This is a genomic window from Streptomyces sp. NBC_00239 (assembly GCF_036194065.1).
Classification (GTDB): domain Bacteria; phylum Actinomycetota; class Actinomycetes; order Streptomycetales; family Streptomycetaceae; genus Streptomyces.
In genome coordinates this window covers 953,959-980,773 of sequence record NZ_CP108095.1, presented here as the reverse complement: position 1 = coordinate 980,773, position 26,815 = coordinate 953,959, and the positions used below count along the sequence as shown (strand labels likewise).

General features: G+C 74.3%; 19 protein-coding genes. 11 read left to right on the top strand and 8 right to left on the bottom strand.

Going from position 1 to position 26,815, the window contains the following annotated elements; translation table 11 throughout:
* Window positions 1-3 precede the first annotated feature (3 nt).
* Both OG764_RS04410 and OG764_RS04405 read left to right on the top strand, forming a co-directional pair.
* Window positions 4-828 carry a carbohydrate ABC transporter permease gene (locus OG764_RS04410; protein ID WP_328967049.1) on the top strand — a complete coding sequence of 275 codons (825 nt, stop codon included), beginning with the start codon at window positions 4-6 and terminating at the stop codon, window positions 826-828.
* Complete coding sequence (locus OG764_RS04405; RefSeq protein ID WP_328967048.1) at window positions 828-2,477, top strand: amylo-alpha-1,6-glucosidase; 1,650 nt, start codon at window positions 828-830, stop codon at window positions 2,475-2,477. The genes OG764_RS04410 and OG764_RS04405 overlap by 1 nt, the downstream gene beginning before the upstream one ends.
* Window positions 2,478-2,613: 136 nt before the next feature.
* Here OG764_RS04405 and OG764_RS04400 read toward each other — a convergent pair whose 3' ends face one another.
* The gene (locus tag OG764_RS04400) at window positions 2,614-4,497 is read right to left on the bottom strand and encodes an ABC transporter ATP-binding protein (RefSeq protein WP_328967047.1); all 1,884 of its coding nucleotides are present in this window, start codon (window positions 4,495-4,497) and stop codon (window positions 2,614-2,616) included.
* Window positions 4,498-4,974: 477 nt separating this feature from the next.
* Between OG764_RS04400 and OG764_RS04395 the strand changes: the two genes are divergently transcribed.
* The 4 genes from OG764_RS04395 (at window position 4,975) to OG764_RS04380 (ending at window position 6,919) form a co-directional block, all read left to right on the top strand.
* Window positions 4,975-5,517, top strand: coding sequence for an FABP family protein (locus OG764_RS04395; RefSeq protein WP_328967046.1), 543 nt, complete (start codon window positions 4,975-4,977; stop codon window positions 5,515-5,517).
* A gap of 317 nt (window positions 5,518-5,834) precedes the next feature.
* Window positions 5,835-6,125, top strand: a complete 291-nt coding sequence (locus OG764_RS04390; protein ID WP_328967045.1) for a hypothetical protein — start codon at window positions 5,835-5,837, stop codon at window positions 6,123-6,125.
* Between the two features lie 2 nt (window positions 6,126-6,127).
* Window positions 6,128-6,499 (top strand): fic family toxin-antitoxin system, toxin component, encoded by a 372-nt coding sequence (locus OG764_RS04385; RefSeq protein ID WP_328967044.1) that lies wholly within the window; start codon window positions 6,128-6,130, stop codon window positions 6,497-6,499.
* Window positions 6,500-6,613: 114 nt separating this feature from the next.
* Entirely contained in the window at window positions 6,614-6,919 is a 306-nt protein-coding gene (locus tag OG764_RS04380) for a hypothetical protein (RefSeq protein ID WP_328967043.1), read from the top strand.
* A gap of 151 nt (window positions 6,920-7,070) precedes the next feature.
* Here the strand turns inward: OG764_RS04380 and OG764_RS04375 are convergent, their stop codons facing one another.
* Window positions 7,071-9,131: a LamG-like jellyroll fold domain-containing protein gene (locus OG764_RS04375; RefSeq protein ID WP_328967042.1), complete on the bottom strand. Its 2,061-nt coding sequence runs from the start codon at window positions 9,129-9,131 to the stop codon at window positions 7,071-7,073.
* A gap of 141 nt (window positions 9,132-9,272) precedes the next feature.
* Here OG764_RS04375 and OG764_RS04370 point away from each other — a divergent pair, with 141 nt between their 5' ends.
* Window positions 9,273-10,217: an NAD-dependent epimerase/dehydratase family protein gene (locus OG764_RS04370; RefSeq protein WP_328967041.1), complete on the top strand. Its 945-nt coding sequence runs from the start codon at window positions 9,273-9,275 to the stop codon at window positions 10,215-10,217.
* Between the two features lie 165 nt (window positions 10,218-10,382).
* Here the strand turns inward: OG764_RS04370 and thpR are convergent, their stop codons facing one another.
* Window positions 10,383-10,967 (bottom strand): RNA 2',3'-cyclic phosphodiesterase, encoded by a 585-nt coding sequence (gene thpR / locus OG764_RS04365; RefSeq protein WP_328967040.1) that lies wholly within the window; start codon window positions 10,965-10,967, stop codon window positions 10,383-10,385.
* A 201-nt stretch (window positions 10,968-11,168) separates the two neighbouring features.
* Between thpR and OG764_RS04360 the strand changes: the two genes are divergently transcribed.
* Window positions 11,169-13,328 (top strand): PE-PGRS family protein, encoded by a 2,160-nt coding sequence (locus tag OG764_RS04360; protein ID WP_328967039.1) that lies wholly within the window; start codon window positions 11,169-11,171, stop codon window positions 13,326-13,328.
* Window positions 13,329-13,411: 83 nt separating this feature from the next.
* On the opposite strand, the gene OG764_RS04355 is transcribed toward OG764_RS04360, so the two are convergent.
* Window positions 13,412-14,641, bottom strand: coding sequence for a cytochrome P450 (locus OG764_RS04355; protein WP_328967038.1), 1,230 nt, complete (start codon window positions 14,639-14,641; stop codon window positions 13,412-13,414).
* Between the two features lie 85 nt (window positions 14,642-14,726).
* Window positions 14,727-15,737 carry a methyltransferase gene (locus tag OG764_RS04350; RefSeq protein WP_328967037.1) on the bottom strand — a complete coding sequence of 337 codons (1,011 nt, stop codon included), beginning with the start codon at window positions 15,735-15,737 and terminating at the stop codon, window positions 14,727-14,729.
* Window positions 15,738-16,101: 364 nt separating this feature from the next.
* Here OG764_RS04350 and OG764_RS04345 point away from each other — a divergent pair, with 364 nt between their 5' ends.
* Window positions 16,102-16,326 carry a hypothetical protein gene (locus OG764_RS04345; RefSeq protein ID WP_328967036.1) on the top strand — a complete coding sequence of 75 codons (225 nt, stop codon included), beginning with the start codon at window positions 16,102-16,104 and terminating at the stop codon, window positions 16,324-16,326.
* Window positions 16,327-16,337: 11 nt separating this feature from the next.
* Here the strand turns inward: OG764_RS04345 and OG764_RS04340 are convergent, their stop codons facing one another.
* Window positions 16,338-16,532, bottom strand: coding sequence for a ferredoxin (locus tag OG764_RS04340; RefSeq protein WP_328972875.1), 195 nt, complete (start codon window positions 16,530-16,532; stop codon window positions 16,338-16,340).
* A gap of 347 nt (window positions 16,533-16,879) precedes the next feature.
* On the opposite strand from OG764_RS04340, the gene OG764_RS04335 reads away from it, so the two are divergent.
* Window positions 16,880-17,785, top strand: a complete 906-nt coding sequence (locus OG764_RS04335) for an ABC transporter ATP-binding protein (RefSeq protein WP_328967035.1) — start codon at window positions 16,880-16,882, stop codon at window positions 17,783-17,785.
* Window positions 17,782-20,454: an FtsX-like permease family protein gene (locus OG764_RS04330; protein WP_328967034.1), complete on the top strand. Its 2,673-nt coding sequence runs from the start codon at window positions 17,782-17,784 to the stop codon at window positions 20,452-20,454. Before OG764_RS04335 ends, OG764_RS04330 begins: the two co-directional genes overlap by 4 nt.
* Window positions 20,455-20,587: 133 nt before the next feature.
* Here OG764_RS04330 and OG764_RS04325 read toward each other — a convergent pair whose 3' ends face one another.
* Window positions 20,588-21,460, bottom strand: a complete 873-nt coding sequence (locus OG764_RS04325; protein WP_328967033.1) for a chitosanase — start codon at window positions 21,458-21,460, stop codon at window positions 20,588-20,590.
* A gap of 224 nt (window positions 21,461-21,684) precedes the next feature.
* Window positions 21,685-26,559 (bottom strand): FG-GAP-like repeat-containing protein, encoded by a 4,875-nt coding sequence (locus OG764_RS04320; RefSeq protein ID WP_328967032.1) that lies wholly within the window; start codon window positions 26,557-26,559, stop codon window positions 21,685-21,687.
* Window positions 26,560-26,815 lie beyond the last annotated feature (256 nt).

The following is a 26,815-nucleotide window of genomic DNA, read 5'->3' as shown; positions in this document are numbered from 1 at the left end:
GGCATGAACCACCGCAAACAGATCCTCCTGCACGCCGCCCTCGCCCTCGGCGGGCTGCTCATGCTCTTCCCGTTCATCTGGATGATGCTGGCCTCCTTCAAGGGCGTCCACCAGATGATCAACGAGCCGCTGGCGTGGCTGCCCGGCCCGTGGCGCCCGCAGAACTACCCCGACGTCCTGGGCGAGGTGGCGCTCGGGCGGGCCTACTGGAACAGCATGTACATCGCGGCCGTCACCGTCGCGGCCACCCTGTTCACCGGCGCGATGGCGGCGTACGCCTTCGCCCGGATCCCGTTCCGCGGCTCCGGTCCGCTGTTCGGCCTGCTGCTGGCGACGCAGATGGTTCCGGCGCAGGTCACGATCGTGCCGCTGTACATCATGCTGGCCAGGTTCCAGCTCATCGACTCCCACCTGGCGCTGATCCTGCCGGCCGTCGCCAACCCGTTCGCGGTGTTCCTGCTGCGCCAGTTCATCCGGGCCGTCCCGGTCGAACTGGAGGACGCGGCGCGGATCGACGGGGCGGGCCGGTGGACCATCTTCTGGCGGATCATCCTTCCCAACATCCGGCCCGGCCTGTGGACGCTCGGCATCATCGTCTTCCTGGCCAGCTGGAACAGCTACTTCTTCCCGCTCGTGTTCCTGAACACCCCGGACCTCTTCACCGTCCCGCTGCTGCTGGACTCCTTCAGCTCCCAGCGCGGCGGCGTCGACTACGGGCTGACCGCCGCCCTGTCCGCGATGACCGTGGTGCCGATGCTCATCGCCTTCCTCGTCGGACAGCGCAAGATCCTCAACAGCATGGCCTCGTCGGGCCTGGGAGGACGCTGATGCCCGGCCCCGGCCCCGACCCCGGCCCCGACCCCGGCCCCGGCCACGACCTCGGCCCCGACCTCCCACTCGACCTCGACCTCGAACTCGACCTCGTGGAGCGGCCGTTCACCGAGCGCGGCTCCCGGCTGCTCGTCACGGCCGGCCCGGACGGCCTCCGGGTCGCTCGGGCGCAGTACGAGACCCCGCTCGACGCGACCACCGAACTGACCGCGCTCGTCGTACGCGACCGTGACGGACGCCCCGCCCCCGTCGTCTCGGCGACACCCACCGGGGTGGAGTTCGCGAACGGCGCCACGCTGATGTTCGCCGACACCGCCACCCTCGTCATCGCAGGACGTGACGGTCGGGCCCGCTGGCGGCTGCCGGACGGCACGGAACGCACCCTCGCCCTCACCGGGTGCCACGTCCTGACCGGCCCGCCCGGGCACTGGTCGGCGCCGGCCGTGCGCGCCGCGGCGCGGGCCCGGTGGGACCAGTGGTTCGCCCGCATGCCGGCCGTACGCCCCGACCTCGCGGAGCGGGCCCGGATGGCCTGGTGGACGCTGGCCGTCAACCTGCTGCCGATCGGCGGCCGCGAAGGCCTCGTCCCGTCGAAATACGGGTACGTCGGCGTCTGGAACTGGGACGCCCTCTTCCACGCGGTGGGACTGCGGCACGCCTGGCCCGCGCTCGCCCGCGACCAGATCCTGCTGCTGCTCGACCACCAACTGCCCGACGGCCGGCTCCCCGACGTCGTCCACGACCACGGCGTCCTCGCCGAGACGACCGACCTCCCGCGCTCGGACCTCGCCCGGCTGGGCGAACACGTCGGCCGGGCCAACGGAGCCGCCCCCTCCTCCGGCGTGGTCCCGGTCACCAAACCGCCGCTGGCCGCTTGGGCCGTGTGGAAGGTCCACGAGGCCGACCCGGACGTCCCCTTCCTCGCCGCCGTCTACCCGAAGCTCGTCCGCGCGCACACCTGGTGGTTCTCCCACTCCGACCCGGACGGCGACGGCCTCCCCGAATACCTGCACCCCTACTCCTCCGGCCTCGACGACAGCCCCGTATGGGACCACGGCCCCCGGGCCGAGCCCCCCGACCTCAACTCCTACCTCGTGCTCCAGGCCGACCGGCTCGCGGACATCGCGGACGCGATCGGCCTGCCGTCGGAGGCCGAAGACTGGCGGGCCCGCGCGGCCGGACACGCCGCGCTGCTGGTCGCCGAACGCTGGAACGGCACCCGCTTCACCACCCTGGCGGCCGGCGAGGAGGTACCCGTACGGACCGTCCTGGACCTGATGCCGCTGCTCACCGGACGCCTGCCCGCCGACGTGGCCGCCACGCTCGAACGGACCCTGCGCTCCGCCGCCTTCTGGGGGGAACACCCCGTCCCGACCGTGGCGTTCGACGATCCCGCCTTCGCCCCGGACGCCATGTGGCGCGGACCGGTCTGGCTCAACGTCAACCACCTCCTCGTCGAAGGCCTGCGCCGGTCCGGATTCGCCGCCACCGCGGAGGAACTCCGGCAGCGGACCCTGGCGATGGTCCGCGACGCCGGCGGCCTCTACGAGTACTGGAACCCGCTCACCGGAGCCCGCGCGGCGGGCGCGACCTCCGGCTTCGGCTGGTCCGCGGCCCTGTTCATCGACCTGGCGTGCGGGGAGTAGCCCCGGCGCACCCGCCGGAGCCACCCCCGAGGGCCGGCCTACGGGTGACGGCTACGGCTCACGACCCACCGCCTACCGACCGATCCACCGCCTACCGATCCACCGCCTACCGATCCACCGCCTACCGTCCCACCGCCTACCGGTCCATCGACAGCCGGACCAGTTCGGCGAACGTGCCGCCGTCCACCCGGGACAGCTGCTCGTACGTGCCCTCCTCGATGACCCTGCCGTGGTCGAGGACGACGATCCGGTCGGCGAGGCGGCAGTTCTCCATGCGGTGCGTGACGATCACGGTGATCCGGTCCTCCTTCATGTCCCGCAGGCCGGAGAAGACCATGTGCTCGCCACGCGGGTCCATCGCGGACGTCGGCTCGTCCATCACCAGCAGCGCCGGGCGCCGGTGGAAGGCGCGCCCGCAGGCCAGCCGCTGCCACTGGCCGCCCGAGGGCTCGTGGCCGCCCCACAGCGAACGGGCCAGCAGGGTGTCCAGACCGTTCGGGAACCCCTCGACGGTCTCGGCCATCCCCACCGCGCGCAGCGCGTCCCACACCGCGTCCTCGCCGCGCGGGTCGGCCTGGCCCAGGGTGACGTTCTCGCGCGCGGAGAACGGCCACCAGCCGTAGGACTGGGTGACCAGCCCGACGTGGCTCCAGGCCGACCGCTGGTCCGACGCCGAGGTCGGCACGCCGTCCCAGGCCACCGTTCCCGAGGTCGGGGCCGTCAGCGAGGTGAGGAGCCGGATGAACGTGGACTTGCCCGCGCCGTTCTCGCCGACGAGGGCGACCACTTCGCCCCGGTTGAGCGTCAGGTCGACCGGCCCCAGGGCCGGCGCCTCCTTCCCCGGGTACGTGTACGTGGCACCCTCGAAGCGGATCTTCCCCGGCGCCTCCATCCGCTGCGCGCCGCGGGGGCCGGACTGCTCGGCGGCCTGCGCGATGAAGGCGGTGTAGTCGCCGAGGTAGAGGGCGTGCTGGAACATCGCGGCCCCGTACACGACCAGTTGGGACAGGGCCGCGGTCGAGGTCCGCATGGCGACGATCGCGGTGCCGGCGGCGCCGATGGCCATGTAGCCGCCGAGGACCAGCGCGCCCAGACAGGCCCAGGTCAGGACGAGGAAGAGGCCGGAGACGACCGCGGCGGTCAGGTAGACGGCCAGGTAGCGGGGGGCGGAGCCGACCATCTTCGCGTCGATCCGCGCGCAGACGGCGGCGTACCAGTGGTGGGCGTACGGGCGCATGCCGTTCCCGCGCAGCTCGTCCGCGAGCTTCGGGGTGGTCAGGTGCCAGCGCATCATGTTGCGGATGTTTCGAGAGGCGATCGTCTCGTTGTGGAGGCGGTAGTCGAGGCGGGCGGCGAGGACGGAGCCCAGGCCGCGGGGGACCACCGACAGCAGCAGGAGCGGCAGCAGCACCGGATGCACCACCGACAGCACGGAGGCCACCGCGACCATGTCGATCAGGCCGCCGGTGAAGCCGAGGGCGTCCTGCAGGAGCATGCCGGAACGGGCGGAGCCGGTCTCGGCGGCCTCGGAACGCTCGGTGAAGTCGGGGGCGTCGTAGGCGGCCAGCTCGACGTCCATGTGGGCGTCGACCATGGCCAGGTCCGCGATCGTCGCCATGCCGGGGTTCAGGCGGCGGGCGGCGCTCCCCGACGCGATGGACGCCAGCGCGCCCAGTGCCGTCATCGCCGCCGCGGCCGCCAGCGGCCAGGCGGCGCCGGAGATCCGCTGCTCGACGGTGCCGCCCGCCAGCAGCGGGCCCATGGCACGGGACACGGCCGTCAGCGCGCCGGCCGTACAGATCCCGCCGACGAGCTGGGCGGACACCAGCCAGACGAACGCGGTCCGGTTCACCGCCCAGGCCAGCCTCGCCGTCTGGACGAGGGCGGCCGGCACCCGCCGGGCCATCTGCCGGAGGGACAACTGCTCCATCGTCGCGTTGTGCTGCCCCCGGGTGTACGTGAACTCCGGCGGCGCGGGAAGCGCGGCGGTTCGCGGTTTCTCGGCCTGCTGCTGGGACATGGTGCCCTCCTTCAACTCGGCGTGCGGGAAACCCGGTTCGACCTGGCCGGAGGCGTGGCGAGGAGGCCCGCCCCGCGGTGCGGGGGAGGGGCTCGGGGCTGCCGGAGGGGAACGGGAGGAGTGAGTACACCGCAGGCGGGAGGACGGAGCAGCCGGATCTGGCCGACCTGCGGGGGCGGACGGAGCCGAGCTGGTGGCTGATCGTTTCGCGCCCCGCGCCCGCGCCGGGCCGCGCGGAGGTGGGAGGTTGGCCGGAACCGGTCGGTGGGCGGGTCGCGACGGCGGAAACCGGTTGCGGGCCGCCCGGTGGGCGGACCGGTGGGCCGTTGACGGGCCGTCGGGGGACCTGTGGACGGGCCGTCGGCCGGTCCGGTGGGCGGCACTTCGCGGGCTTCGGGGGCGCGGCGGGGTGCGGCGGTCGACAATGGGGGGCCGGACGGGTCCCGTGGGGGCCGCGGCGGACAAGAGGGGCCCATCGTGCTCGAACCGGTGCAGGAGAACCCGTACCCCGACACCCACGTCCTCGGCGAGGGACCCGAACCGCACGCGCAGCTGAAGCCGGTCCTGGACCTGCTCGGGCGGTGGCGCGGTCGCGGGCAGGGCGAGTACCCCACCCTGGAGGAGGGCTTCCGCTACGAGCAGGAGATCAGCTTCAGCCACGACGGCCGGCCGTTCCTGCGGTACGAGTCCCGGGCCTGGCTGGTCGACGCGTCCGGGACGGCGCTGCGCCCGTCCGGGCGGGAGAGCGGCTGGTGGCGGGTGCTGCCGGACGCCTCCCTCGAGGTGGTCCTCGCGCACCCGACGGGCATCGTGGAGACGTACACCGGGCGCGTGACGGACGCCGGGATCGAGCTGGCGACGGACCACGTGGCGCTCACTCCCCGGGCCAAGGAGGTCACCGGCATGCGCCGCCGGTACACCCTCGGCGACGGGACCCTGTCGATCACGCAGGAGATGGCGGCGATGGGCGAGGGGTACCACCACCACCTCGCCGCCGAACTCCGCCCGGTCCGCCCCTGACCGGCGGTTGCGGCGGTCGGTGACCGCCGTGGCCCAGGGCGGGGGACGCCGTCGCGTTCCCGTCCTGGGCCCCACCCCGCCCCACCCGGCGCGGCCCCCGGTCAGGCGTCCACGGGCTGCCGGGCCGGAGCGTCCGCGCCGTCGTGTCGTACGCGGCCGGACCGTAGCCGGTCCCCGCGCGCGACCGGCATCGCGCGGACGGTCAGGGTTTCCCCAAATGCCGTCATTTGAATGGCCGTTGGCGGATGCGGAGAGAAGAATGGGCCCGGTCCGCCGGATCCCTCGTGCGGCTGGTACCACCCTGCTACCGTGGCCGGATGGCCAGTGAGCGCAAGCAGACACAGGTGCGGCTGGAGCCGGATGTGCTCGCCGCCGGGAAGGACGCCGCGGCCGCCCGCGGCCTCGACTTCAACCGCTATGTGGAACGGCTCATCGCCGAGGACACCAGTGGCGCGCGGGCCGCGGGAATGGCCGCGGCGCAACGGCTCATCGACGCGCACGGCGGCTTCCTCGACGGACTGGAGGCCGAACTCGGCGGCGACCGGGCCCTGCCCGGCCTGCCCGCCGGGGCGTCCCCGTCCTCCGAGCCGAAGCGGGGTGCCGCGTGAGCATGTCGCTGCACATCGACCTGTCGTGGATCCTGGAGGCCGCCGAACGCGCCGGCGCGCAGGACCCCGCCCCCGACGACCTCGGCGTCCCCATGGCGGCCGTCGCCCGGCACCGCGCCGAGCTCCTCGACCTGCCCGTCTACGACGGCCCGTACGCCCGCGCCGCGGCCCTGGTCCACACCCTCGGGCGCTGCCGCTGGCTGGAGTCCTCCAACCTCACCGTCGCCTGCGCCGTGGCCGTCATGTACCTGAACGCCGGCGGCATTCCCGCGACCCCGACCCGCGAACAGCTCGCCGACCTCGCCCACGAGCTGTACGACCCGCAGTGCAGCGCGGCCCGGATAGCCGATCAGCTCCGGACCTGGCGCCCGTAAGGCGGATGCACGGTCTTCACTGCCGGTCAGCGGGGGTGCCCGGGCCGGCCGGCCGGTCCGTGTCGTCGGGCCCGGGGCGGGTACCCGGGGCCCATGGGCGCTACCGTGGCCCCCATGAGTGCCGATCCTGGAGCCGTCGCAGCGGCCTGTGCCGAATGCAGCCGCCTGCGCCAGGCCGCGGTGGAACCACATGCGCGCCGCGGTGCCCCCGGCCCGCTGAAGGCGCTGGCGCGTCACCTGGCCAACCGTCACCTCGACCTCGTACCGGGATGGGCCCCGGGCTGCGCCCGCTGCGACGAGCTCGGCGCGACGCTGCGGGAGGCGGCCGAGCAGGGCCTGCTCGGGGCCGGGGCGGCGCAGGCCGCCGCCGAACACCGGGCCCTGCACCTGCTGGCCGCCCCGGCCGCGGAATCCGGCTGAGCGCCCCGGCCGCGGAGACCGGATGACCGGCCCGGCCGCGGAATCCGGCCGACCGGCCCGCCGCCTGGACCGGCCGACCGGCCCCGGACGGTCCTCGCCCCCGGCAGTCCCGAAGGTCCGCCGGGGGCGAGGGGCTTCCGCGGGCGACCCGTTACGGGGTGGCCGCCGCCACGGTGAAGTGGCAGACCGGCGCGGTCGGCGACGGGGCCGACGACCCGTCGACCGTGCGGACGTACCAGCCGTACTTGTCGCCCCGGTTCAGCTTCGGCAGCGGGATCGAGACCGTGCCGCTCCCGGTCACCTTGCCGCTCGCCGAGCCCGGGCCGCCCAGGTGGACCGGCTGGGTGGAGTCGGAGTTGTTCCAGAGGGAGAACTCCGCCCAGACCTCGCGCGAGGGATCCGGGTGGGACACGTACGCCGTCAGGCTCGGGGTGTCGGAGTCGACGGCCCCGAAGTCGCCGGCGGAGTAGCTGCCGACGTGGCAGCCCGCCCCCTTCGTCAGGGTCGCCGGGCTGGTGACCGTACGGGTCGGGGCGGTGAGCGAGCCGGCCTCCGAGGCCGCCTGGGCGGCGGTCATCGGGTAGTCGTACACCTCGACGGACTGGAGGGAGCCCTTCCAGAAGCCGTTGGAACGCCCGGAGACCTTGTCCCGGCCGACGGTGAGGGGCCCGGTGGCCCGCCACGGGGACGCGTGGGTCGCGGTCGCGGCGACCGCGCCGTCCACGTACAGGGTGACGGCGGTGCTCTCCGCGTCGTACGTGCCCGTCAGGTGGGTCCAGCGGCCGGGCACGGCAGCCGTGCGGGAGATGGCCTGGTCCATGTTCCAGCCGTTGTCGTCGGTCTTCGGCAGGCCGAACCGCCAGGTGTTGTCGGGCTTGTTGTACCAGAGCATCATGCCGCTGACCGCGGACCCGTCCTGGGCCACCGCCACCGAGGTGCCGGCGCTCGGGTCGACCTTGGCCCAGGCGGAGACGGTGAAGCTGCGGGAGGTGTCCACGGCGGGACCGCCGGCGACGATCTCGCCGGTGGCCCCGTCCAGCACGGCCGCGCCGCCGTGTTCGGTGCTCCAGCCGACACCGCCCTTGACGGTGCCCGAGTGGCCCGAGGCGTTCCGCAACGGCCAGTCGAGGCGGGGGCCGCCGTTCACCGAGCCGAGCAGCGGGGCGTGGTCGGAGGTCGCGTTCGGCACGCAGCCCGGCTGGACCCCGTCGATGTGGAGGCAGCCGGGCTGGGCGGCCTTGGAGTAGTCGGCGGTGTCCGCCAGCTCGGGCCGGGAGTCGCAGGATCCGAACCCGGTGGTGGCGAAGAGGTAGTCGATCTTGGACGTTTCGGTCTTCGCCAGCGTGAGGGAGCGGTCCGGGTTGGTGGCCCACGTGTTGGTGACCTTGGTGATGCCGTTCGGGACGTCACCGACGCGGTCGTAGGCCCGCTGGTCGCACTCGGCCAGGGCCGTGTAGAGCGGCTGGAGCAGGTCCTGCTGCCGGGTGTTGAAGTCGCCGCCGACGACCACGGAGCGGAAGTCGTCCGCCTGGCCGACGACTGCGTCGATCTGCGCCCGGTAGGCCGCCAGGCCCGCCGCGTCGGCGGTGCCGTAGTTGGTGAGGTGCGTGGTGCACAGGCGGGTCTGCCACCCGGCCACCCCGGCGCACAGGACGCGGCCGTTCGCCTGCTTGCCCTGCGGGGCGGGCAGCGTGGTCTGGCGGGACCACTCGACGGAGCCCTTCACGAGGACCGCGATGCCTACGTCGCCCGTCAGGCCGTTTCGGCAGACGGAACTGTTGTCGCTGCCGCGCGGGGTGGCCGCCGACACGGCGTTCCAGGTGCCGGTCCCCGCCTTGTTGAGCTCGCCCAGGATCTGCCGGAGCTGGCTGTCGTCCGTCCCCGCGCAGACCTCCTGGAGCAGTGCGGCGTCGAGCTTCTCCCGGAGGATGACACCGGCGATGTCCACCGCCTTCTTCAGGGTCCCCCCGGCGGTCAGCGTGTTGCGGTCCGGACAGTACCCGGACTCCCACGGCCCGCTACCGCCGGCCTCGCCGCACACGTTCCACGTCATGACGCGCAGCGGCTCGGAGGAGGCGTACGCGCTGTTGGTCGGGTCCCCGGGGGTGGTCTCCAGGGCGGCGGCCGGTCCGGCCGGCCCGGCGCCGAGGAGGACGGCCGCGACGAGCACGCCCATGGCCCGGCGCCACGGATTCGATCTCTTGGTGTTCACCACGGGAGGATAGGCGCACCGGACCCCGCACCGGACCATGAGCCCAGGTCAGGGGTGCCTCGCGGGCTCGCAGGGGCCGCGGTCCGCGGCTCGGGGGCGGCCCGCCGCGGGATCCCGCGGCGTTCGCGCTAGTGTGCGGCGGTGAGCTTTCATCTCGTCATAGGTTTCGGGCCCGCGGGGGCGGCCACCGCCCGGCTGCTCGCCCGGCAAGGACATTCCGTACGGGTCGTGACCAGGTCGGGCCGCAGCCCGGAACCCGGCATCGAGCACATCGCGCTGGACGCGGCGGACGGCGAACGGCTGACCGAAGCCGCCCGCGGCGCCGCCGCGATCTTCGCCTGCGCCGCGCCGCCCTACCACCACTGGGCGCGTGAACTGCCGTCGCTGAGCTCGTCGTTGTGTGCCGCCGCCGAAGCGACCGGCGCCGTCCTGGTGATGCTGGGAAACCTCTACGGCTACGGGCCGGTCGACGGGCCCATGACCGAGGAGCTGCCGCTCGCGGCCACCGGGACCAAGGGCCGGGTCCGCGCCGCGCTGTGGGAGCAGGCGCGGACCCTGCACGAGCAGGGCCGCATCAAGGCGGTCGACGTGCGCGCCTCGGACTTCTTCGGCCCCGGAGTCACCGACGGCGGCCACCTCGCCGCACGGCTCGTGCCGCAGGTGCTGCGCGGCAAGGCGGTCTCGACGCTCGGGGACCCGGACGCCCCGCACAGCTGGACGTACCTGCCCGACGTGGCCCGGGCCCTGGCCGCGGTGGCGGCCGAGGAGGAGGCCTGGGGGCGGGCCTGGCACGTCCCCACGGAGCCGGCGCGGTCCGTCCGGGAGATGGTCGGCCTCCTCGCCGACCGGGCCGGCACGGGTCCCGTCGCGGTGCGCAGGCTTCCGTCGGCCGCGCTGGGCGTGGCGTCGCTCTTCTCGCCGCTGATCCGCGAACTGAAGGAAGTCCGCTACCAGTTCGACCGCCCGTTCGTGATCGATTCGAGCGCGTACGAGGCCCGGTTCGCGGCCCGGGCCACTCCCGTCGAGGAGCAGGTCGAGGCGACGGTGGCGTGGTGGCGTGAGCGGTTGGCGACGACGGCCGGCTGACGGGGCTGACGGCTGACACCTGATGGCTGACACCTGACGGCTGACACCTGGCGGCTGCCCTGACGCCTGGCGGCCGGCGGATCGAGCGGGTACGCGGCGAGGGCTCGGGGTGGGTGCGGCGGACGCCGGTGGCGCGGTGTCGCCCAGGGCGTGCGTTCCGGGTGGTCAGGCCCTGCCGGCGAGCGGCCAGGATTCGATGTCGCGGTAGTGGATCGGCCCCGGGCCGCGGCCGATGTTGCTGCCGACCAGGTGCAGGCGTTCGGCGTGCCAGGGGCGGCCGGCGAACGCGGCGAGTCCGGCGGCGGTCCTCACCACCGGGGCGATGTCGTTCCGGCGGGCGCGGGCGAGCGTCAGGTGGGGGCGCAGCGGCCGGTCCTCGAAGGGGATTCCGCACTGCTTGACCACGGCGCGCACCTCGGAGGCGAGCAGGTGCAGCCCGTCGAGGTCACCTTCGATCCCGCTCCACAGCACCCGCTCGTCGAAGTGCCCTCCGCCGGACAGGGCCAGGGGGACGGGGGGCCGGCCCGCGGCGAGTTCCGCGAGCGGCGGCCGCAGGAGGGGGACGGCCGACACCGGGAGCTCACCGAGGAAGGCCAGGGTGATGTGCCAGTCCTCGATGCGGTTCCACCGCATGTCCGGGAACGCCGTGTAGGCGGGGCCGAGCGCCCGCGCCAGTTCGTCCTTCGCGTCGTCGGGCGGGGCGAGCGCGATGAACACGCGAACGGTCGCGGCCGGAATCTGTTCGTTCACGAAGGACTTCGTACCTTATTTCGCACGCTTGAGTCATCTTCTGTTCCCCAGCTCCTCCTCTCCCCCCGCCTCGTCGAGTGCGCAGGCGGGGGCGGGTGCCGGTACGTGCCCCCCCCGGGACGGGCTCCGGAAGCTCCGGGAGAGGATGGAGGGGCGGTCGGGTCGGTCGCCTCGGGCGGGCGAGAGCGAGGGGTGCGGGGCGTGGCGGACTTCAGGCTGCGGGATCACGAGAGTTACGAGGCGATGCTCGCCGGGATGGGCTTGGAGCCCTTGGGGACGTGGTGGCTGCCGGGGATCCGGAAGGCCGCCACGGCGCGGCGGCTCCTCGCGGCGGCGACGGACGCCGAACCCGCGGCCGCTCCCGCGGAAGCCGCGCGGCTCGTGCTCGGCGGCGGCCGTGAGTTCCTGCTCGCCTTCGGCGGTCCGCACGCCCCGCGCGGCAGCCTGCGCGAGTCGTGGCGCCGGGTCCGGATCCGCGCAACCGACCCGGTCGCCGCGCTCGCCGCCCTCCTCACCGCCCCGGACCCCGACCCGAGATGCCTGCTCCTGGCGTCACCCGACGGCGACACGATGGCCGGGACGACCCCCGGCCGTGGAGCCGCGCGGGTCACGGGCGCGGACTCCGCCCCCGCCGGCACGCTGACGGTCGCGCCGGACGGCGATACGACGGCCGGAACCGCTCCCGGCCGTGGACCGGTGCCGGTCACCGGCGCGGACCACGCCTCGCCCGGCTCGCGGTCGGCCGTCGCGGACGGTGGCAGCGTGGCCGGGGCGGTCGCCGGTGGTTCGCGGCTGCTGGTGCTGGGCGGGGTCGGTGCGCGGATCGACCGGGCGGCCGAGGACGCGGCGCGGGAGAGCGTCGAGGAGGGCGCGGCGGCCTGGGCCCGGCTCCTCGACGCGGCGGCCGACCCGGGCCGGGCCGTGCTCGGCGCCTGGGCCGAGAACCTCGCCCCGCACCCCGGCCTCCCGCAGGACGTACGGCGGGACCTGCTGCTGCGCTTCCCGGAGCTGACGGGGCAGCTGCCGCCCGCCGAATTCGTGGCGGCGGTCCTGGCCCTGCCGGACTCCGAGGCCAGGCTCCGGGCCGTCGAATGGAAGCCGGGCCTCACCCCCGCCCAGTGGACCCGGCTGATCCGCGCTGCCGACACCGAACGGGAGCGGTGGCTCCTCACGCACATCGCCGCCGGCCGCCGGATCATGCTGGCGGAGGAGGACTGCGCACTGCTGGCCGGCGATCCGTCCCCGCGGGTCCGCGCCGAGGCCGTCGGCCTGTCCGGCCTGCCCGAACGCCACGCCGTCGCCCTGGCCGAGGACCCCGACCCGGACGTCCGTGCCGGAGCATGCCGGGTGGCATGGCCCGTGCTGCCGGCGGCGCGCCGCGAGGCCCTGCTCGCCGACGAGGCGCCCCGGGTACGCACCGAAGCGCTGCTGCGGCACCACGAGGACCGGCCGCTGTCCCGGGAGGCCTTCGCACGCGAAGCGCTGCCGGAGCGCGTCATCGAGACCTGCCGGTTGGCCCCCGACCTCGTCCGGCACCTCCTCGCCACCGGTGACGCCCGTCGGCGCGCCGCGCTGGCCGGCAACCCCCGCCTCGACCCCGCCACCGTGGCCCGGCTCGGCGAGGACTCGGACGACGGCGTCCGCCGCGCGGTGTCGGTCCGCGCCGACCTCACCGAGGAGCAGCGCAGTGCGGTCCGGGCGGACATCGACCCGTCCGTCATGTCGCACACCCTGCCGTGGGTCGAGGACCTCCACGAGGACCCGGACGCAATGCGCCGCCTCGCCGCCTCCTCCCACCTCCTGGTGCGCCGCAGCGTGGCCCGGGCCCGGCGGCTCCCGCCGGACGTGGTGCACCGGCTGGCCCGGGACCCGGACCACGTCGTGCAGCTGTTCCTCGCCGAGTCCTGCGAGGACGCCCCCGCCGACATGCTGCTGAGGGTGTGGACCTGGTGGACGGGCAGTCTGTCGTCCCCCGGGCGGCCCCGTACGCACCCCAACTTCCCGCGCGAGGGCCTCCTGCGGTACGCGGAGGACCTGCACGGCCGGATGCGGCGCCTCGCCCTCGACGACCCGCAGGCGCCCGCGGAACTCGTCGCCCGGTTCGCCCGGGACCGCGACCCGGAGGTGCGCTACCGGGCGGCCGAGGACCCGCGCCTGCCGGTCGCCGACGCGGCCCGCCTGGCCGAGGACCCGGACGACTCGGTCCGCGCCGTCGTCCTGCGCAACCGGCACTTGCCCGCGAGCGTGCTGGCGGCGCGGCTGTGCGATCCGGAGTCGGCCGTGGAAGCCGTACGGAACCCGGGGATCCCGCCGTACGTCCTGCGCGCCATGGCCGCGGCGTGCCGCGCGCTGCCCGCCTGAGCCCGGCCCTGAGACCGGGGCCGGGCGGGCGCGTGGGCGGGGAGGCGGGCAGTCGGCGCCGGGCCGGGGGCCCGCAGGGGGTGTCAGCCCGTCGTGACCGGGAGCCGGTCGTTGCCCCGGGCCAGCCAGCGGGGCCGGTAGGTCGGCGTCCCGGCGAGTGCCAGGGCCGGGAAGCGGGTGAGCACCCGCGGCAGCGCGATCTGCGCCTCCAGCCGGGCCAGCGGCGCCCCCACGCAGATGTGCACGCCTCCCGCGAAGCTCAGCGGCCTGACGTCGACGCGGTCGGGGTCGAAGACGTGCGGCCGCGCGTAGCGGCGCGGATCGCGGTTGCCCGCGGCGAGGATCACCAGCACCTTGGTACCGGCTTCCACCTTGTGTCCCATCAGGTCGACGTCCGCCGCCGCCCAGCGCGTGGTGGCCTGCACCGGCGGTTCGAACCGCAGCGCCTCCTCCACGTAGCCGGCCGCCAACTCCGGCTCCAGGCGCAGCCGGTCGCCGAGTTCGGGGCGCCGCAGCGACTGGAGCAGGCCGTGCCCGAGCAGGTGGGTGGTGGTGTCGAAGCCCGCCGTGAGCAGCAGCACCAGGTTGCCGATCAGCTCTTCCTCGTTGAACCGGTCGGAGTCCTCCGCGTGGATCCGTACGAGGGTGCCGATCACGTCGTCGCCCGGGTTGCGGCGCCGCTCGGCGATGATCGGGGCGAAGTAGGCGGAGAGCTGGTCGGTGGCGGTGTTCGCGGGCGCCAGTCCCTCGTCGTCGGTGATGCCCTCCAGGGCGATCATGACGTCGGCCGCGACCTCCCGGAACCACACCTGGTCCTTCTCGGGGACGCCGAGCATGTCGCTGATGACCGCGACCGGCAGCCGGAAGGCGAACTCGTGCATGAAGTCGACGGGTTCGCCGCCGGAGCCCAAGTCGGCGAACCGCTCCAGCAGTTCGTCGACCATCCGCCCCACCGTCCCGCGCAGCGCCTCGATCCGGCGCGCGGTGAACGCCTCGCCGACCATGCGCCGCATCGGGATGTGCCCGGGCGGGTTGGTGTACAGCATGGAGTTGGCGAAGCTGCGCAGCGAGGAGTGCCGCCGCCAGCCGGGGAAGGTACGGTCGTACGCCGCCGCGTCCTGGACCCGCAGCCGGGGCTCGCGCAGGACCTTGAGGCACTCCTCGTAGCCGACCGCGACCAGCATGCCGGGCCGGACCTCGACCAGGTTCCCGTGCCGCCGGATCTCCTCGTAGAACGGGTAGGGGTTCTGAGACCCCTCGGGCGACACCATCGCCGCGAGTGCCTCGTCCGGTGTCATGTCCAGGGCTTGCACGGGGATCGAATCCTCCTGATGAGGGCGGCCCGCTCCGCCGGCCGGCCCGTGGGCGGCGGCGGAGCGGTCGCCGTGATACGGGCCGTCAGGCGACGGCGGCGGCCATCTCGACGATCGACAGGGCGCCGGCGCCGTGCCGGGCCACGATGCGCAGCCCCGCCTGCTCGGCGAGCTCCGCGAGCTCGGCCAGGCCCCGCTCCTTGCCGCCGTAGTAGGCGAGCATCCTCAAGTCCATTCCGGCGGGCGGGGTTTCGCCGTCGCGGCCCAGGTTCTCCACGACGAAGACGGTGCCCTCCGGGCCGGCCGCCTCCGCGCAGCGCCGCATGATCGCGACGGCTTCGGCGTCGCTCCAGTCGTGGATGATCAGGGAGAGCAGGTAGCCCTTGCCGCCCGTGGGCAGCGGGTCGAAGAAGCTGCCGGGGACGACCCGGCCGCGGTCGGTCAGCCCCGCCTCCGCCAGCGCCCGCCGGGCGGTGGCGGCGGGCTCCGCCGTGTCGACGAGGGTGCCGCGCAGCTCCGGGAAGGCCTGCAGCAGGGCCACGAGCAGCGTGCCGTTGCCGCCGCCCACGTCGACCAGTTCGCCCAGCGCGCCCCAGTTGTACCCGGAGCTGATCGCCTGGGCGCGCTCGGGGGCGCTGGAGCTCATCCAGCTGTCGAACGACGAGCCGCGCTCGGGGTGTTGGGCGAGGTCGTCCCAGAATCCCAGCCCGAACTGCACCGGGTAGGCGGCCTCACCCGTGCGGATGGTGTGCAGGAGCTGGACGTAGCACAGCTCGGCGCGGCCGACCGTACCCTCGATGTCGATCTTGGCGCGCATGCCGTCGGGGTGGTCGTCGCGCAGCGGTTCGCCGAGCGTGGTGAGCTCGTAGCCGTCCGCGCCGTCACTGCGCAGCACGCCCCGCGCCGCGAGGTAGCGCAGCAGCCGCGCCAGCGCGTCCGGGTCGGTCTTCGACGCGCGGGCGATGTCGGGAGCGGTCCGCACTCCGGCCACGATGTGGTCGGCGATCCGCAGGGTGGCCGCCACCCGCAACGCCATCGGAGTGGCCAGACCGGCCATCGCCCACAGTGCGGCGCCCGTCCCTTCCTCACCTGACACAGTCTTCTCCCTCGCTCATGTGCACAGTCGGTCGGTCCATGCTCCTTCCGCGTCCGCTCGAACACATCTTCCGAATTGCCCAACCGGGTACGGGAGGTGTGTCGTCGGCGTACGGCGAAGGGAGCCGGGCCGGCACCGCGCGAGAACGGGCCCCATGGCTCAGTTCAGGTGCGGGACGGGGATGTTGACTGCCGCATGAGGGGTGAAGGTGCCAAAGTGGGGACGTAGAGTGGGAGATCCTGAGCGGCACCTCGAACGGCGGGGGCGGGCCGCCGCGACGCGGGCCGTCACCGGGCCGGCGCACAGCGGGCCCGCCCGCGGCCGGCGTCGGCCGTCGGCGCGAGCAAAGGAGACCTGGCGCACCATGACCTCGACCGACAGCATCCCAGCCGAGGTGCAGCCCCCGACACCGAACCCGCGTGCCAAGGCGCTGCGCAGGCTCACCGGCATCACCACGTTCGTCTCGGTCGGCGCTTCGGCGCTCCTCGGCGTGCAGGGCAACACCGAAGCCGCCGTCGCCATGGCTCTCGTGGCCGCCGCCGCGATCGGCGCCGGCGACTACCACGCCACCATCAGCCCCGGGCGGTAACCGCTCCGGGCTCAGCCCTCCTCGACCGTGATGGCCTGGACCGGGCACCCGCGGGCGGACTGCTTCACGAGCGGGTCGCCCCCGCCGTCCTCCCGGCCGGGCCGGACGATGCCCACCCCGTCGTCGTCCTGGTCGAACACCGAAGGAGCCGTCAGCGCGCACATCCCGGCGCCGATACACACATCGCCGTCGATGCTGACTCGAATACCCACAGACTCGCCTCTCTCGCATGCTCTCCACGCACGAGGTCCCGTGCAGGCGCCATGGTCGGACAGGCGGCTGGAGGCGCGATCCAGAGAACCCTCCATTCACCCGTTCGGCCTAAGGGTCGAGCAAGGCGGCGCATGTCGCCACCGACGCCGGCCCGGGGGCGGGGAGCCGATCCGAGCCGATCCCTACGGGGCACCACCCGGCCGGGGGTGGGGTTTGCCCCACCTTTGATCCACCTGGTTCCGCCATCGTGGGGCCCGCCCCGTGATCCGTAGGTTCGTTCGTGCCGGACTTCGGCCCGGCGGCCACCCACACAGCACGGAACACGAAGGCGGGGCACCCCATGGGCCTGCGGAGGAACGCACGGCGGCGCGACGAGGAGCGGAGCGCGGCACGGGCGCAGGAGGCGTACGAGGTGCACGGGTCGCACGTGTCGAACGGGTCGCGAGGGCCGGCCGGGGCGCTCGGGGCGATCGGAGTGCCCGGGACGCCCGGGGCGCTGGAGGCGGCGGTCGAACTGCGCGGCGTGCGCCGCCATTACGGGCGCGGCTCCGGCACCGTGCACGCGCTCCGGGGGATCGACCTGACCCTCCCGCGCGGCACCTTCACCGCCGTGATGGGCCCTTCCGGCTCCGGCAAGTCCACCTTCCTGCAGTGCGCGGCCGGACTGGACCGCCCCACGGCCGGCTCCGTACGCCTCGGCGGCACCGAGATCACCGGCATGGGCGAGAACCAGCTGACCGAACTGCGCAGGACCCGGCTCGGGTTCGTGTTCCAGGCCTTCAACCTGCTGCCCTCGCTCACCGTCGAGCAGAACGTGCTGCTGCCGCTGCGGCTGGCCGGCGGCCGCCAGGACCACCGCCGGGCCGGCGTCCTCCTCGACCAGGTCGGCCTGGGCGGCAAGGGCGGCCGCCGGCCCGCCGAACTGTCCGGCGGCCAGCAGCAGCGGGTCGCCATCGCCCGCGCCCTGGTCACCGACCCGGACGTGGTCTTCGCCGACGAGCCCACCGGCGCGCTGGACACCACCACCGCCGCGGAGGTGCTCGCCCTGCTGCGCCGGGCGGTGGACGCGCTCGGCGCGACCGTCGTCATGGTCACCCACGACCCGTCCGCGGCCGCCCACGCGGACCAGGTCCTGTTCCTCGCGGACGGCGCCCTCGCGGACCGCCTGCCCCGCAGCACCGCTGCGACCGTGGCCGCCCGCATGGCCGCGCTGACCGCCCGGCCGCACCTGGGGGCCGCGGCATGAACCGCCACGCGCCCGGCGACACGGACGACCGCACGGACCGGGCCGGAAGCGAGCCGCCGGGCGGGGGTGAGGGACCCCGTAGGGGTACCCGTACGGGCCCCCTTCCAGCACCCGGAACCGCAAGGCGCTCGGGCCGCCGCCGCCCCAACGGGCTCGCGCGGGCCGCCGTCCGTTTCCGGCCCGCCGCCTTCGTCGGGACCTTCGTCGCGCTCCTGATGGCCGTCACCGTCGTCTCCGCCTGCGGCATCCTCCTGGAGACCGGAATCCGCGCGACCGTCCCGCCCACCCGGTACGCCGACGTGCCCGTGGTCGTCGCCGCCGACCAGGAGGTCCACCTGCGGGTCGGCCGCGGCGAGGAGGCCCACACCGACTCCCGGCCGGTCCCGGACCGGGCCCGGGTCGACGCCGCCCTGCTCGGCCGGCTGGCGCCCCTCGGCCGGGCCGTCCCCGACGTCACCTTCCCCGTGCGCACCTCCGCGGGCGTCCAGCAGGCGGCCGGCTGGGGCTCGGCCGCCTTCACCGGCGCCAGCCTGACCTCCGGCCGCACGCCCCACCCGGGCGAGGTCGTCCTCGGGCGCCCGACCGGGGACGCGGCGGGTCCGAACGGGTCGACCGGCTCGACCAAGCCGGACGGCTCGACCAAACCGAACGGGTCCGCCGGCTCCGCCGGGTCGAACGGGGCCGCCCGTGCGACCGGTCAGGCCGGGACCGCCGGGACCGTCCGCCCGACCGCGCAAGTCACTCTCGAAACCCCCGCCGGTACCCGCGAGTTCCGTGTCGCCGGGTACGCCGACCGGCCCGGCCTGTGGTTCGCCGACTCGCAGGCGGCCGCCCTCGCCGGACACCCGAAGGCCCTCGACGCCATCGCGCTGTTCCCGCGCCCCGGCACCGACGCGCAGGCGCTCGCCGACCGGGCCCGCGCCGCCCTCGACGGCACCGGCGCCCGCGTGCTGACCGGCGACGCCCGCGTCCTCGACAGCCGGCTCGCCGCCGCCAAGGAGGTCCTCACGGGCATCGGCGGCTCCTTCGGCGGAGTCGCCACCATGGTCGCCGTGTTCACCGCCGCCGGCACCGTCGCCCTCGGCGTCGGCCAGCGGTCCCGCGAGTTCGCGCTGCTGCGTGCGGTCGGCGCCACCCCGCGGCAGATCCGCCGTACCGTCGCCACCGAGGCCCTGCTCGTCGCACCCGCCGCGGGCCTGCTCGGCTGCCTGCCCGGCACGGCGCTGGCCGCCTGGTGGGTGGGCCGCCTCAAGGACAAGGGAGCCGTCCCCGAGCAGGTCCAGCTCGCCGTCGGCTGGATCCCGCTCGTCTCGGCCGTGGCCCTCGGCCTCCTGACCGCCCTGCTCGCCGGCTGGGCCGCCGCCCGCCGGCCGGCGCGGATCCGGCCCGGTCTGGCCCTCGCCGCCGCTGCCGTGGAACGGGTCCGGCCGGGCTGGATCCGCACCCCCCTCGGCCTGGCCGCCCTCGGCGGCGGGATCGCCTGCTCCGGCCTGGCCGCCGCCTCGTCCGGTGAGGACTCCGCGAACGCCGCGCTCGGCGTGGTCATGCTGTTCATGCTCGCCGTCGCCCTGCTCGGCCCGCTGATCGCCCGGCTGTGCGCCTTCCTCTTCGGGCTGCCGCTGCGCGCGGCCGGCCCGGCCGCCGGTCTCGCCGCCGCCAACTCCCTGACGAACGCCCGGAGACTGGCCTCCGCGATCACCCCCATCGTGCTCGCCGTGGCCTTCTCCTCCACCCTCGTCTTCCTGCACACCAGCGAGGACCGGGCGACCCGGGACCAGCAGCAGGCCGGCCTGCTCGCCGACCACGTCGTCACCGCCCCCACCCGCACCGAGGTGCCCGGAGCCACGGCCGTCGTCCCCGTCACCCGCACCGGACTCCTCGTACAGGTCGGATCGGGACCCGATCGCCGGCACGATCCCGTCGGCGCCCAGGCGTTCGGCGGGCCGCCGTCCGCCCTCGCCCACGTCCTGGACCTCGATGTCCGGCAGGGCTCCCTCGCCGCGGTCCGCCCGGGCACCGTCGCCATCGACCGGGCGCTCGCGGACACGGCGGGCGTGGGGACGGGGGACCGGCTGCGGATCCGGCTCCCGGACGGCACCGCGGCGACCCCGACCGTCACCGCCGTCTACGGCCGCGGCCTCGGCTTCGGGCAGGTCACCCTGCCGGTGAGCGACCTGCAGGGGCACGCCACCTCCCTGTTCCCGACCGAACTGCTGGTCAAGGGCGGCCCGTTGCCCGACCCCGCGATCGGCCCGGCCACCGACCGGGCCGGCTGGAGCACCGCCCAGAGCACCGAACGCAAGGTCAACGCCTGGGTGAACACCACCATGGCGGCCGTACTCGGGGGCTTCGCCGCCGTGGCCGCGGCCAACACGCTGGCCATGACCGTCCTGGACCGGCGCCGCGAACTCGGCATGCTCCGCCTCATCGGCTCCACCCGCCGCCAGGTGCTCGGCATGCTCCGCTGGGAGGCCCTGCTGGTCACCGTCTCGGGCATCGCCCTCGGCTCCGCCATCGCACTGGCGACGCTCTACCCCCTCACCCGGGCGGTCACGGAGGCGCCCCCGCACATCCCGCCGCTCGTGTACGGATCCATGGCCGCGGCCGTCCTCGCCCTCGGCCTCGCCGCGACCGCCCTCCCCGCCCGCCGGGTCCTGCGCACCGGCTGACACCGGCGGCGCGGGGGAGGGGCACCTGGGCCCCGGCGGCCCGGTTCCGGCGGGCGCGCCGGCGGGTGCGGCACGGGGGGCTTGCCGCACCCGCCCGTCACGCCCGGGGGCCCGCCGGGGCGGGGCCGGGGGCTCAGCCGATGTGGAACGGGTCGCCGTAGACCTTCCAGTCCAGCGGGGGGTTGAGGTTGAGGTTGCCCTTGCGGAGGAAGACGCGCTGCGCGGTGTCGACGCGGCTGGTGTCGCTGTGCGCCTCCTCCTGCTTCATGGCCCAGACCCGGGCGTCGAGGAAGGCGTTGAGGTAGGCGGTCTCGTTGCCGCCCTGGGCCGGCGGCTTCGCCTTGGCGAGGGCCTTCTTGCGGATGTTGCGGAAGCTCGTCGGGTCCGTGCCGTCACCGTGCATCACGATGGCGTCGTAGTACATGAACTGCCCCAGGACGCCGATGCCGTCCGTCTTGCCCTGCGAGACGGACGGGTTGAAGTAGACGCGGTCGCGCTCGTCGTTCTGGGCCTGCTGGAAGGCCGGGTCCGCGGCGGCGGTCTTCCAGTCCCGGGTGAAGTTCGGGTCGAGCCCGGAATGCGAATCGGAACCGTTCACCCGGCGCAGGGCCGGCAGGTACTTGGCCAGGACGTTCCCGGGCTTGCGCGCGGTGTAGAGCTCGACCAGGTCCAGCATGTCGCCGGTACCGGAACAGAAACCGATGATGCCCGCCGTGTACCCGCGTTCGTCGTCGATGTCCTCGATGTACTTGTACTGGGCCTTCCAGTTGAGCGTGGAGTTCTCGGCGCTGGAGACGAGCTGCATGGCTATCTCCTTCTTCGCCGGGTCGTCCAGGCCCGCCGCCGCCCGTGCCTGCGCGGCGACGGCCGCAGGGGGAGCGGCCTGCGAGCCGGAGTCGTCCGCGGCGTAGGCGGCGACCGGCACGGTCAGCAGGGCCGCGCCGAGCAGGGTCTGCACGGCGATGCGGGTCCGCCGGCCGGTGGTGTTGCGGTGGCGCGTGGGCACGTTGCCTCCAGAGGGAGTGGAAAGCCCGAACTTGTTAGGAAACTTTCCTACCAGCTGTCCAGGAGCCCCGTACACCCCTCCGGCGTCGCGAAATCGAGATCGCCGGCCAAAAAGCGGAACGACGAGGGGCGGGCACCCGGTCCACCGGATGCCCGCCCCTGCCTCGTGCCGCCCCTCCTGCTCTCCCTTCCCCCGGCCTCCCCGCTCTTCCTGCCGCCGCGCGGCTACCAGGTGCCCGCGGGCGCGGTCCAGCTCTTGAGGACGTTCGTCCACGTGTACTTGCCGTTCCGGTCGGCGAAGAACGTGAACGTCGCGTACGAGCCGTTGCCGTAGTCGTAGACCGTGGACATGTCGGCCTTGCCGTCGCCGTTCACGTCACCGCTCACCGGCCAGGCCGCGTTGACGTCCCAGGCCCCGTACCCGCTGTCGACCGTCATCTCCGGCGTGCCCAGGGCGCCGTCCGCGCCGCCGGGGAACTGGAAGACGCCCATCCGGCCGTTGGCGTAGCGGTACTGGGCCGTCAGGTCCGCGCGCCCGTCGCCGTTCGTGTCGCCCGCCGTCAACTTGACCGGGTCGAGCTGCCAGGAGCCGGCGGGAGCCGACCAGCCGGACGTGGCGAAGCCCGGGTGGGTGCCGTCCGGCCGGGCGATGCCCGAGAAGACGCGCACCGCGCCGTCGCCGTACACGTACAGGGCGATGATGTCGGTCCGGCCGTCGCCGTTGACGTCACCGACCGCGTACTTGGCGTTCTCGTAGTACCACCAGCCGGGATGCGTCTCCTCGAAGCCCTTCACGGGCGCGTCGAAGCCGGTCGCATCGCGGAACTTCGCCGTGTGGTTCGCCATCCGGCCGTCCGCGTACCCGTAGATCGCGATCAGCTCGGCGCGCCGGTCGCCGTCCGTGTCGCCCGCGAACAGGGTCGTGCGGTACCAGTCCCAGCCCGAGGCCTGCGACCAGCCGTCGGGTCCCGCCGCCAGCGAACCGTCCGGCTGGCCCAGCCAGTTCATGAGCTTCACCGAGTTGTCCCCGTAGAGGTACAAGGCGCCGATGTCGGTACGGCCGTCGCCGTTGAAGTCGCCCGCCGCGTACTTGGCGCTGGTCACGCACCAGTGGCCGGCCGGGCCGCGGAACGCCTCGGAGGGCGAGGCCAGGCCGCCGTTCGGGGTGCCCAGGTGGGTCCACCAGCCGAAGCCGCAGCTGCCGTAGTCGACGATCGTGGCGAGGTCGGAGCGGCCGTCGCCGTTGTAGTCGCCGGCCAGCGAGACGCGTGCGGTGCCCTGGCCGGTACCGTACGCACGGTCCTGGAGCTCGCCGTTGGTGGCGTTCCAGCGGATGTAGCCGCCCTGGAAGTCCGAGCGGGCGCCGTTGGTCTGCGCGTACTCGTCCGACACGGGGAAGCCGAGGTAGCTGTTCTCCCAGCGCATGTTCGCCCACAGACCGCGTATGCCGCCGCGCACCACGTGCGCCCCGGTCTCCGGGCTCCAGTAGATCGACGCGGTGCCCCCGTCCGGGGTGCGGAAGTGCACGTACTTTCCGTACAGGACCGGTGTGGCCTGGGGCGCGTTCATCGGGTGCCCGAAGCCGGTCCCGCCCACCGTCAGGTACTTGGCCAGGATCGGCCCGCAGACCGGCTGCGAGCCGGTCTCGGCGCTGCTGAAGGTCTGGCAGGTGTTCCAGTCCGTGGTGGAGCTGTCCCGCAGCACCTTCGCCGGCCCGAAGCGCACGCCGTCCGCGTCGGGAGCCCTGCCCTCCCAGGTGGTGATCCGCCCGTCGAAGCCCATGCTCCACAGGTCCGCGAAGCCGTCGCCGTCACTGTCGCCGTCGCTGGAGACCCGGTGGTGCCGGGCATCGGTCAGCTCGGTCTGGATGGCACCCGCCGCCCGGCTGCCGTACGCGGCGAACACCGGCTTCCCGTCGCCGTCGCGCTGCGAGAGGTACGGGAACAGCCGCCCGTCCCGGCGGTCCCGGGCCCACAGGTCCGGCAGCCCGTCCTTGGGCCCGGAGACGCTGCCGGTGTCACCGGGCGCCGCCAGGTCCATGTCCCACCAGCCGCCCCTGCCGATCAGCCGCGGGGCCGACAGGGCGTTGGTGCCGTTGGCGCCCTTGAACAGCCACAGGTTGGCGTCACGGCCGGTGCCGTCGTCCTCGACGGTGATCAGGTCGTAGCGCGGCGTCGACGGGGACTGGGTGCCGTCCACGTCGCCGATCGCGAGGACCTGCCGGACCCGCGACCAGTCGGCGGCGTACTCGCTGCCGCAGGTCTGGTCGACGGTGTTGAACGGGTTGACGCAGCCGGCCGTCGGGCGGGTGGTGCTCAGCCGCTGGCCGCCCGCCGGAGTGAAGTACTGGTTGTCGTTGGCCGCGGGGCCCGCGTTGTTGGCGGTGTTGAGGTAGTAGTACAGCGAGTCGTCACCGGGCCGGTGCGCCCACAGGTCGTCGGCGTAACTGCCGTTGCCGCCGCGGTGCGTGAGATCCACACCGGACCAACTGCCGCCCGGCGCGCCGGCCGCGTCGCCGGCGGGCGCGCCGCCCGCGGCGGGGTCGCGGTTCTTCGAGTAGAGCCGCAGGCCGCCGACGGCGTCCGGGACCAGGAGGTCCACGTAGCCGTCTTTGGTGATGTCGCCGAGTACGGTCTTGGCGGCCGGGTCGTCGGGGGCGTAGAAGGCGTAGTCGTACTCGGGCGAGCGGTTGCCCGCCCGGTCCACCGACCGCACGCGCAGCACGTTGGTGCCCCAAGCGGTGACCGGCAGCGTCAGCGCCGCCTGCCCCTCCCCGTTGACGTTCACGCTCTGCGCGCCGGTCGCGGGCAGCGGCCCGTTCAGGGACCACTCGAAGCGCAGCAGGCCGGACCCGTTCCCCGGGTCCGTCCCGTGCAGCGTGAACGCGCCCTGCTCACCCGCGGTCTTCTGCGCCGCCGCGGGGCTGCCGGTGGGAGGGAAGTCCGTCGAGGTCACCGTCGGCGTGTCCGGGGCGGTGAGGTCGACGGAGAAGCTGCAACCGCGGCTCCAGGGGCCGCTGGTGAACCCGTCACCGCCGCGCACGTACCAGTCGTACTGGTGGCCGTCGACGAGGCCGCCCGCCATGGCGTCGATCTGACTGCCGTTCGGCACGGCCGGGTTGGGGATCCACCCCCACTCGCGCAGCGTGCCGCCGGCGGTCATGTCCCACAGGTTGAAGTCCGCGCCGAGGTTGTCGCCGTCCGGGTCGGTGACGATGGCGTGCAGGCCGATGCCGCCGGTGGCGGCGTTGGTCGCGCCGATCCAGCCGCAGTCCCCGCGCGTCGGATTCTGCGGGGCGGGCGATACGTACAGGTTGCGCGGGGCGTCCGGGACGCTGTTGTACTCGACGTACAGGAACGGCAGCGAGTGCGGGTACGGGCTGGACTTGCGCGTGTAGCGCTTGAAGCCGTTGGAGGTCGAACTGGTCTCGTCCGCCCCGTACAGGCCGAAGGTCAGGTGCGCACGCCAGCCTTCGTCGCGGATCAGCTGGGTGATGTCCCAGCCGGTCTGGTTGGTGCCGCCGGTGCAGCCCGCACCGCCCGCGCTGTTGGACGAGGCCCGGCCGAGGTACTTCAGATTGGCGGGCTGCGCGGTCCACTTGGTGCCGCCGTCGATCATGCCCGTCCAATACAGGTCCACGGCATGCGTGTTGGCGCAGGTGTTGTCCGCAGCGTACGACTGGACCGCGTTGAACGACGCGAAGTTGACGGTCTTGCCGGCCGGGTTGAACGACTCGACCTGTGCGAAGGAGTGCTCTCGCCCCCGGCAGGTGGTGGCCCAGCGCTGGTTGCCCACCCCCATGTCGTACTTGTTGGCGTAGTCGTCGTAGTGCGTCGCGGTGGGGCAGCCCTCCTGCACCCACGTCCAGTGCTGGGTGCCCTTCCACACCTGCTTCCAGCCCGGGTCGATGTACACCGGGTAGACCGTGTCCGGGCCGGTCAGCAGACGGGTGTCGGCCGCGACCGCCAGCGACCCGGCGGAGGGCACCGCCGAGACGCGCGCCGTACGGGCCGTGTCACCCGGGCCGGCGATGTCCGAGGCGGTCTTCACGGCCCCGGGCGGCGGGGCGTCCTGCCCGGCCGCGCCGCGCGCCGCGCCGGTGTCGCGCGGGCCCTCGGCCGCGCCCTTCGGGGCGGTCGCCGCGGACCTGCGCGCGGAGTCCCACATCACGGACGGGGGCGAGGTGAACACCTCCCGGCCGGCGCCGTCGGTGGCGGCGAGCGCGCCGTCCGCGCGCCGCCGCACCCCGACGCCCTTCGTCCTCATGCCCATGCGGTACGAGGCGACGGCCGGGTTCTTCGCCGCCTGCGCCGACTTGACCACCAGCACCTGGGTGAAGCCGCCGTCGGCCGTCGCGGTCACCGCGAGGTCGACGCCCGCCAGCACCTCCCGGTACGTGGCGGTCGCTCCGCTCACCGAGGGCGCGGGCAGCGCCGTCGGCCAGGTCAGTTCGAGCTGTTTGCCGCCCTGCCCGGTCAGCCGCGCCATGGGGGAGCGGCCGCCGCCGGAGAGGGACAGCCCCGACAGTGCCGCCCGAGGCCGCCACCCGCCGTCGGCGGCCCGTACGAGCGTGGGGTCGAGCGGGACCCAGGCACCGCTCTGCCGTACCCGGACCGGGGCTGTGGTGCGGGTCAGCGCGTACGATCCGTCCGGCTTGGCCACGACCGTGTCGGTCTCCGTCGTGAGCGCCGGGACCGGCACCGGCCGGCCGGTGCGCCGGGCCTTCGCGGAGGCGGCGGCCTGGGCGGAAGGCGCCGAAGGGGCCTTCGAGGCGCGGACGCCCGGGCCGGCGGCCTGGCGGGCCGGCGCCTTGAGACCCGCCGCCTTCGAGGGACCGCCGGTGACCTTCGCGGGCCCGTTTCCGTACGAAGTCCCCTTGGGCGATCGGCTCTTGACGGAGCCGGAGCCGGAGCCGGAGCCGCGCCCGGAGTCCGAACCGGATCCGGGCTTCTCGGCGCCGCCCGGAGCCCCGGTGGCGCTCTGGGCCCTGCCGGCCGCGGCCGGCAGGGCGGTCGGCAGGGCCAGGGCGAGGGACAGGACGGCCGCGGCGGCCCACCGGAAGGTCCGGGGCCGGCGGTGGCGCCCGTGGATCGCTCTCATACGCGTCGCTCCAGCAGGAAGAAGGCGGGGCGCGGCAGGGACGTGCTCGTGCCCCCCGGCGCCGAAACGACTGGAGTGTCACACGGAGCAGGAGCGTCCGTCCCGACCCCGCGAGCCGCCCGCGGGGCGCGCGCGAGCGGGTCCCCGGCGGGATTCGAGCACACCTCCAGCTGCCGTCGACCGGATCGCCGTATCTCTTTGAGGGACCTTCGATTCCCTTTTCTGTCTGCCCAGTTGGCGGCCGGTGACCGGGCCT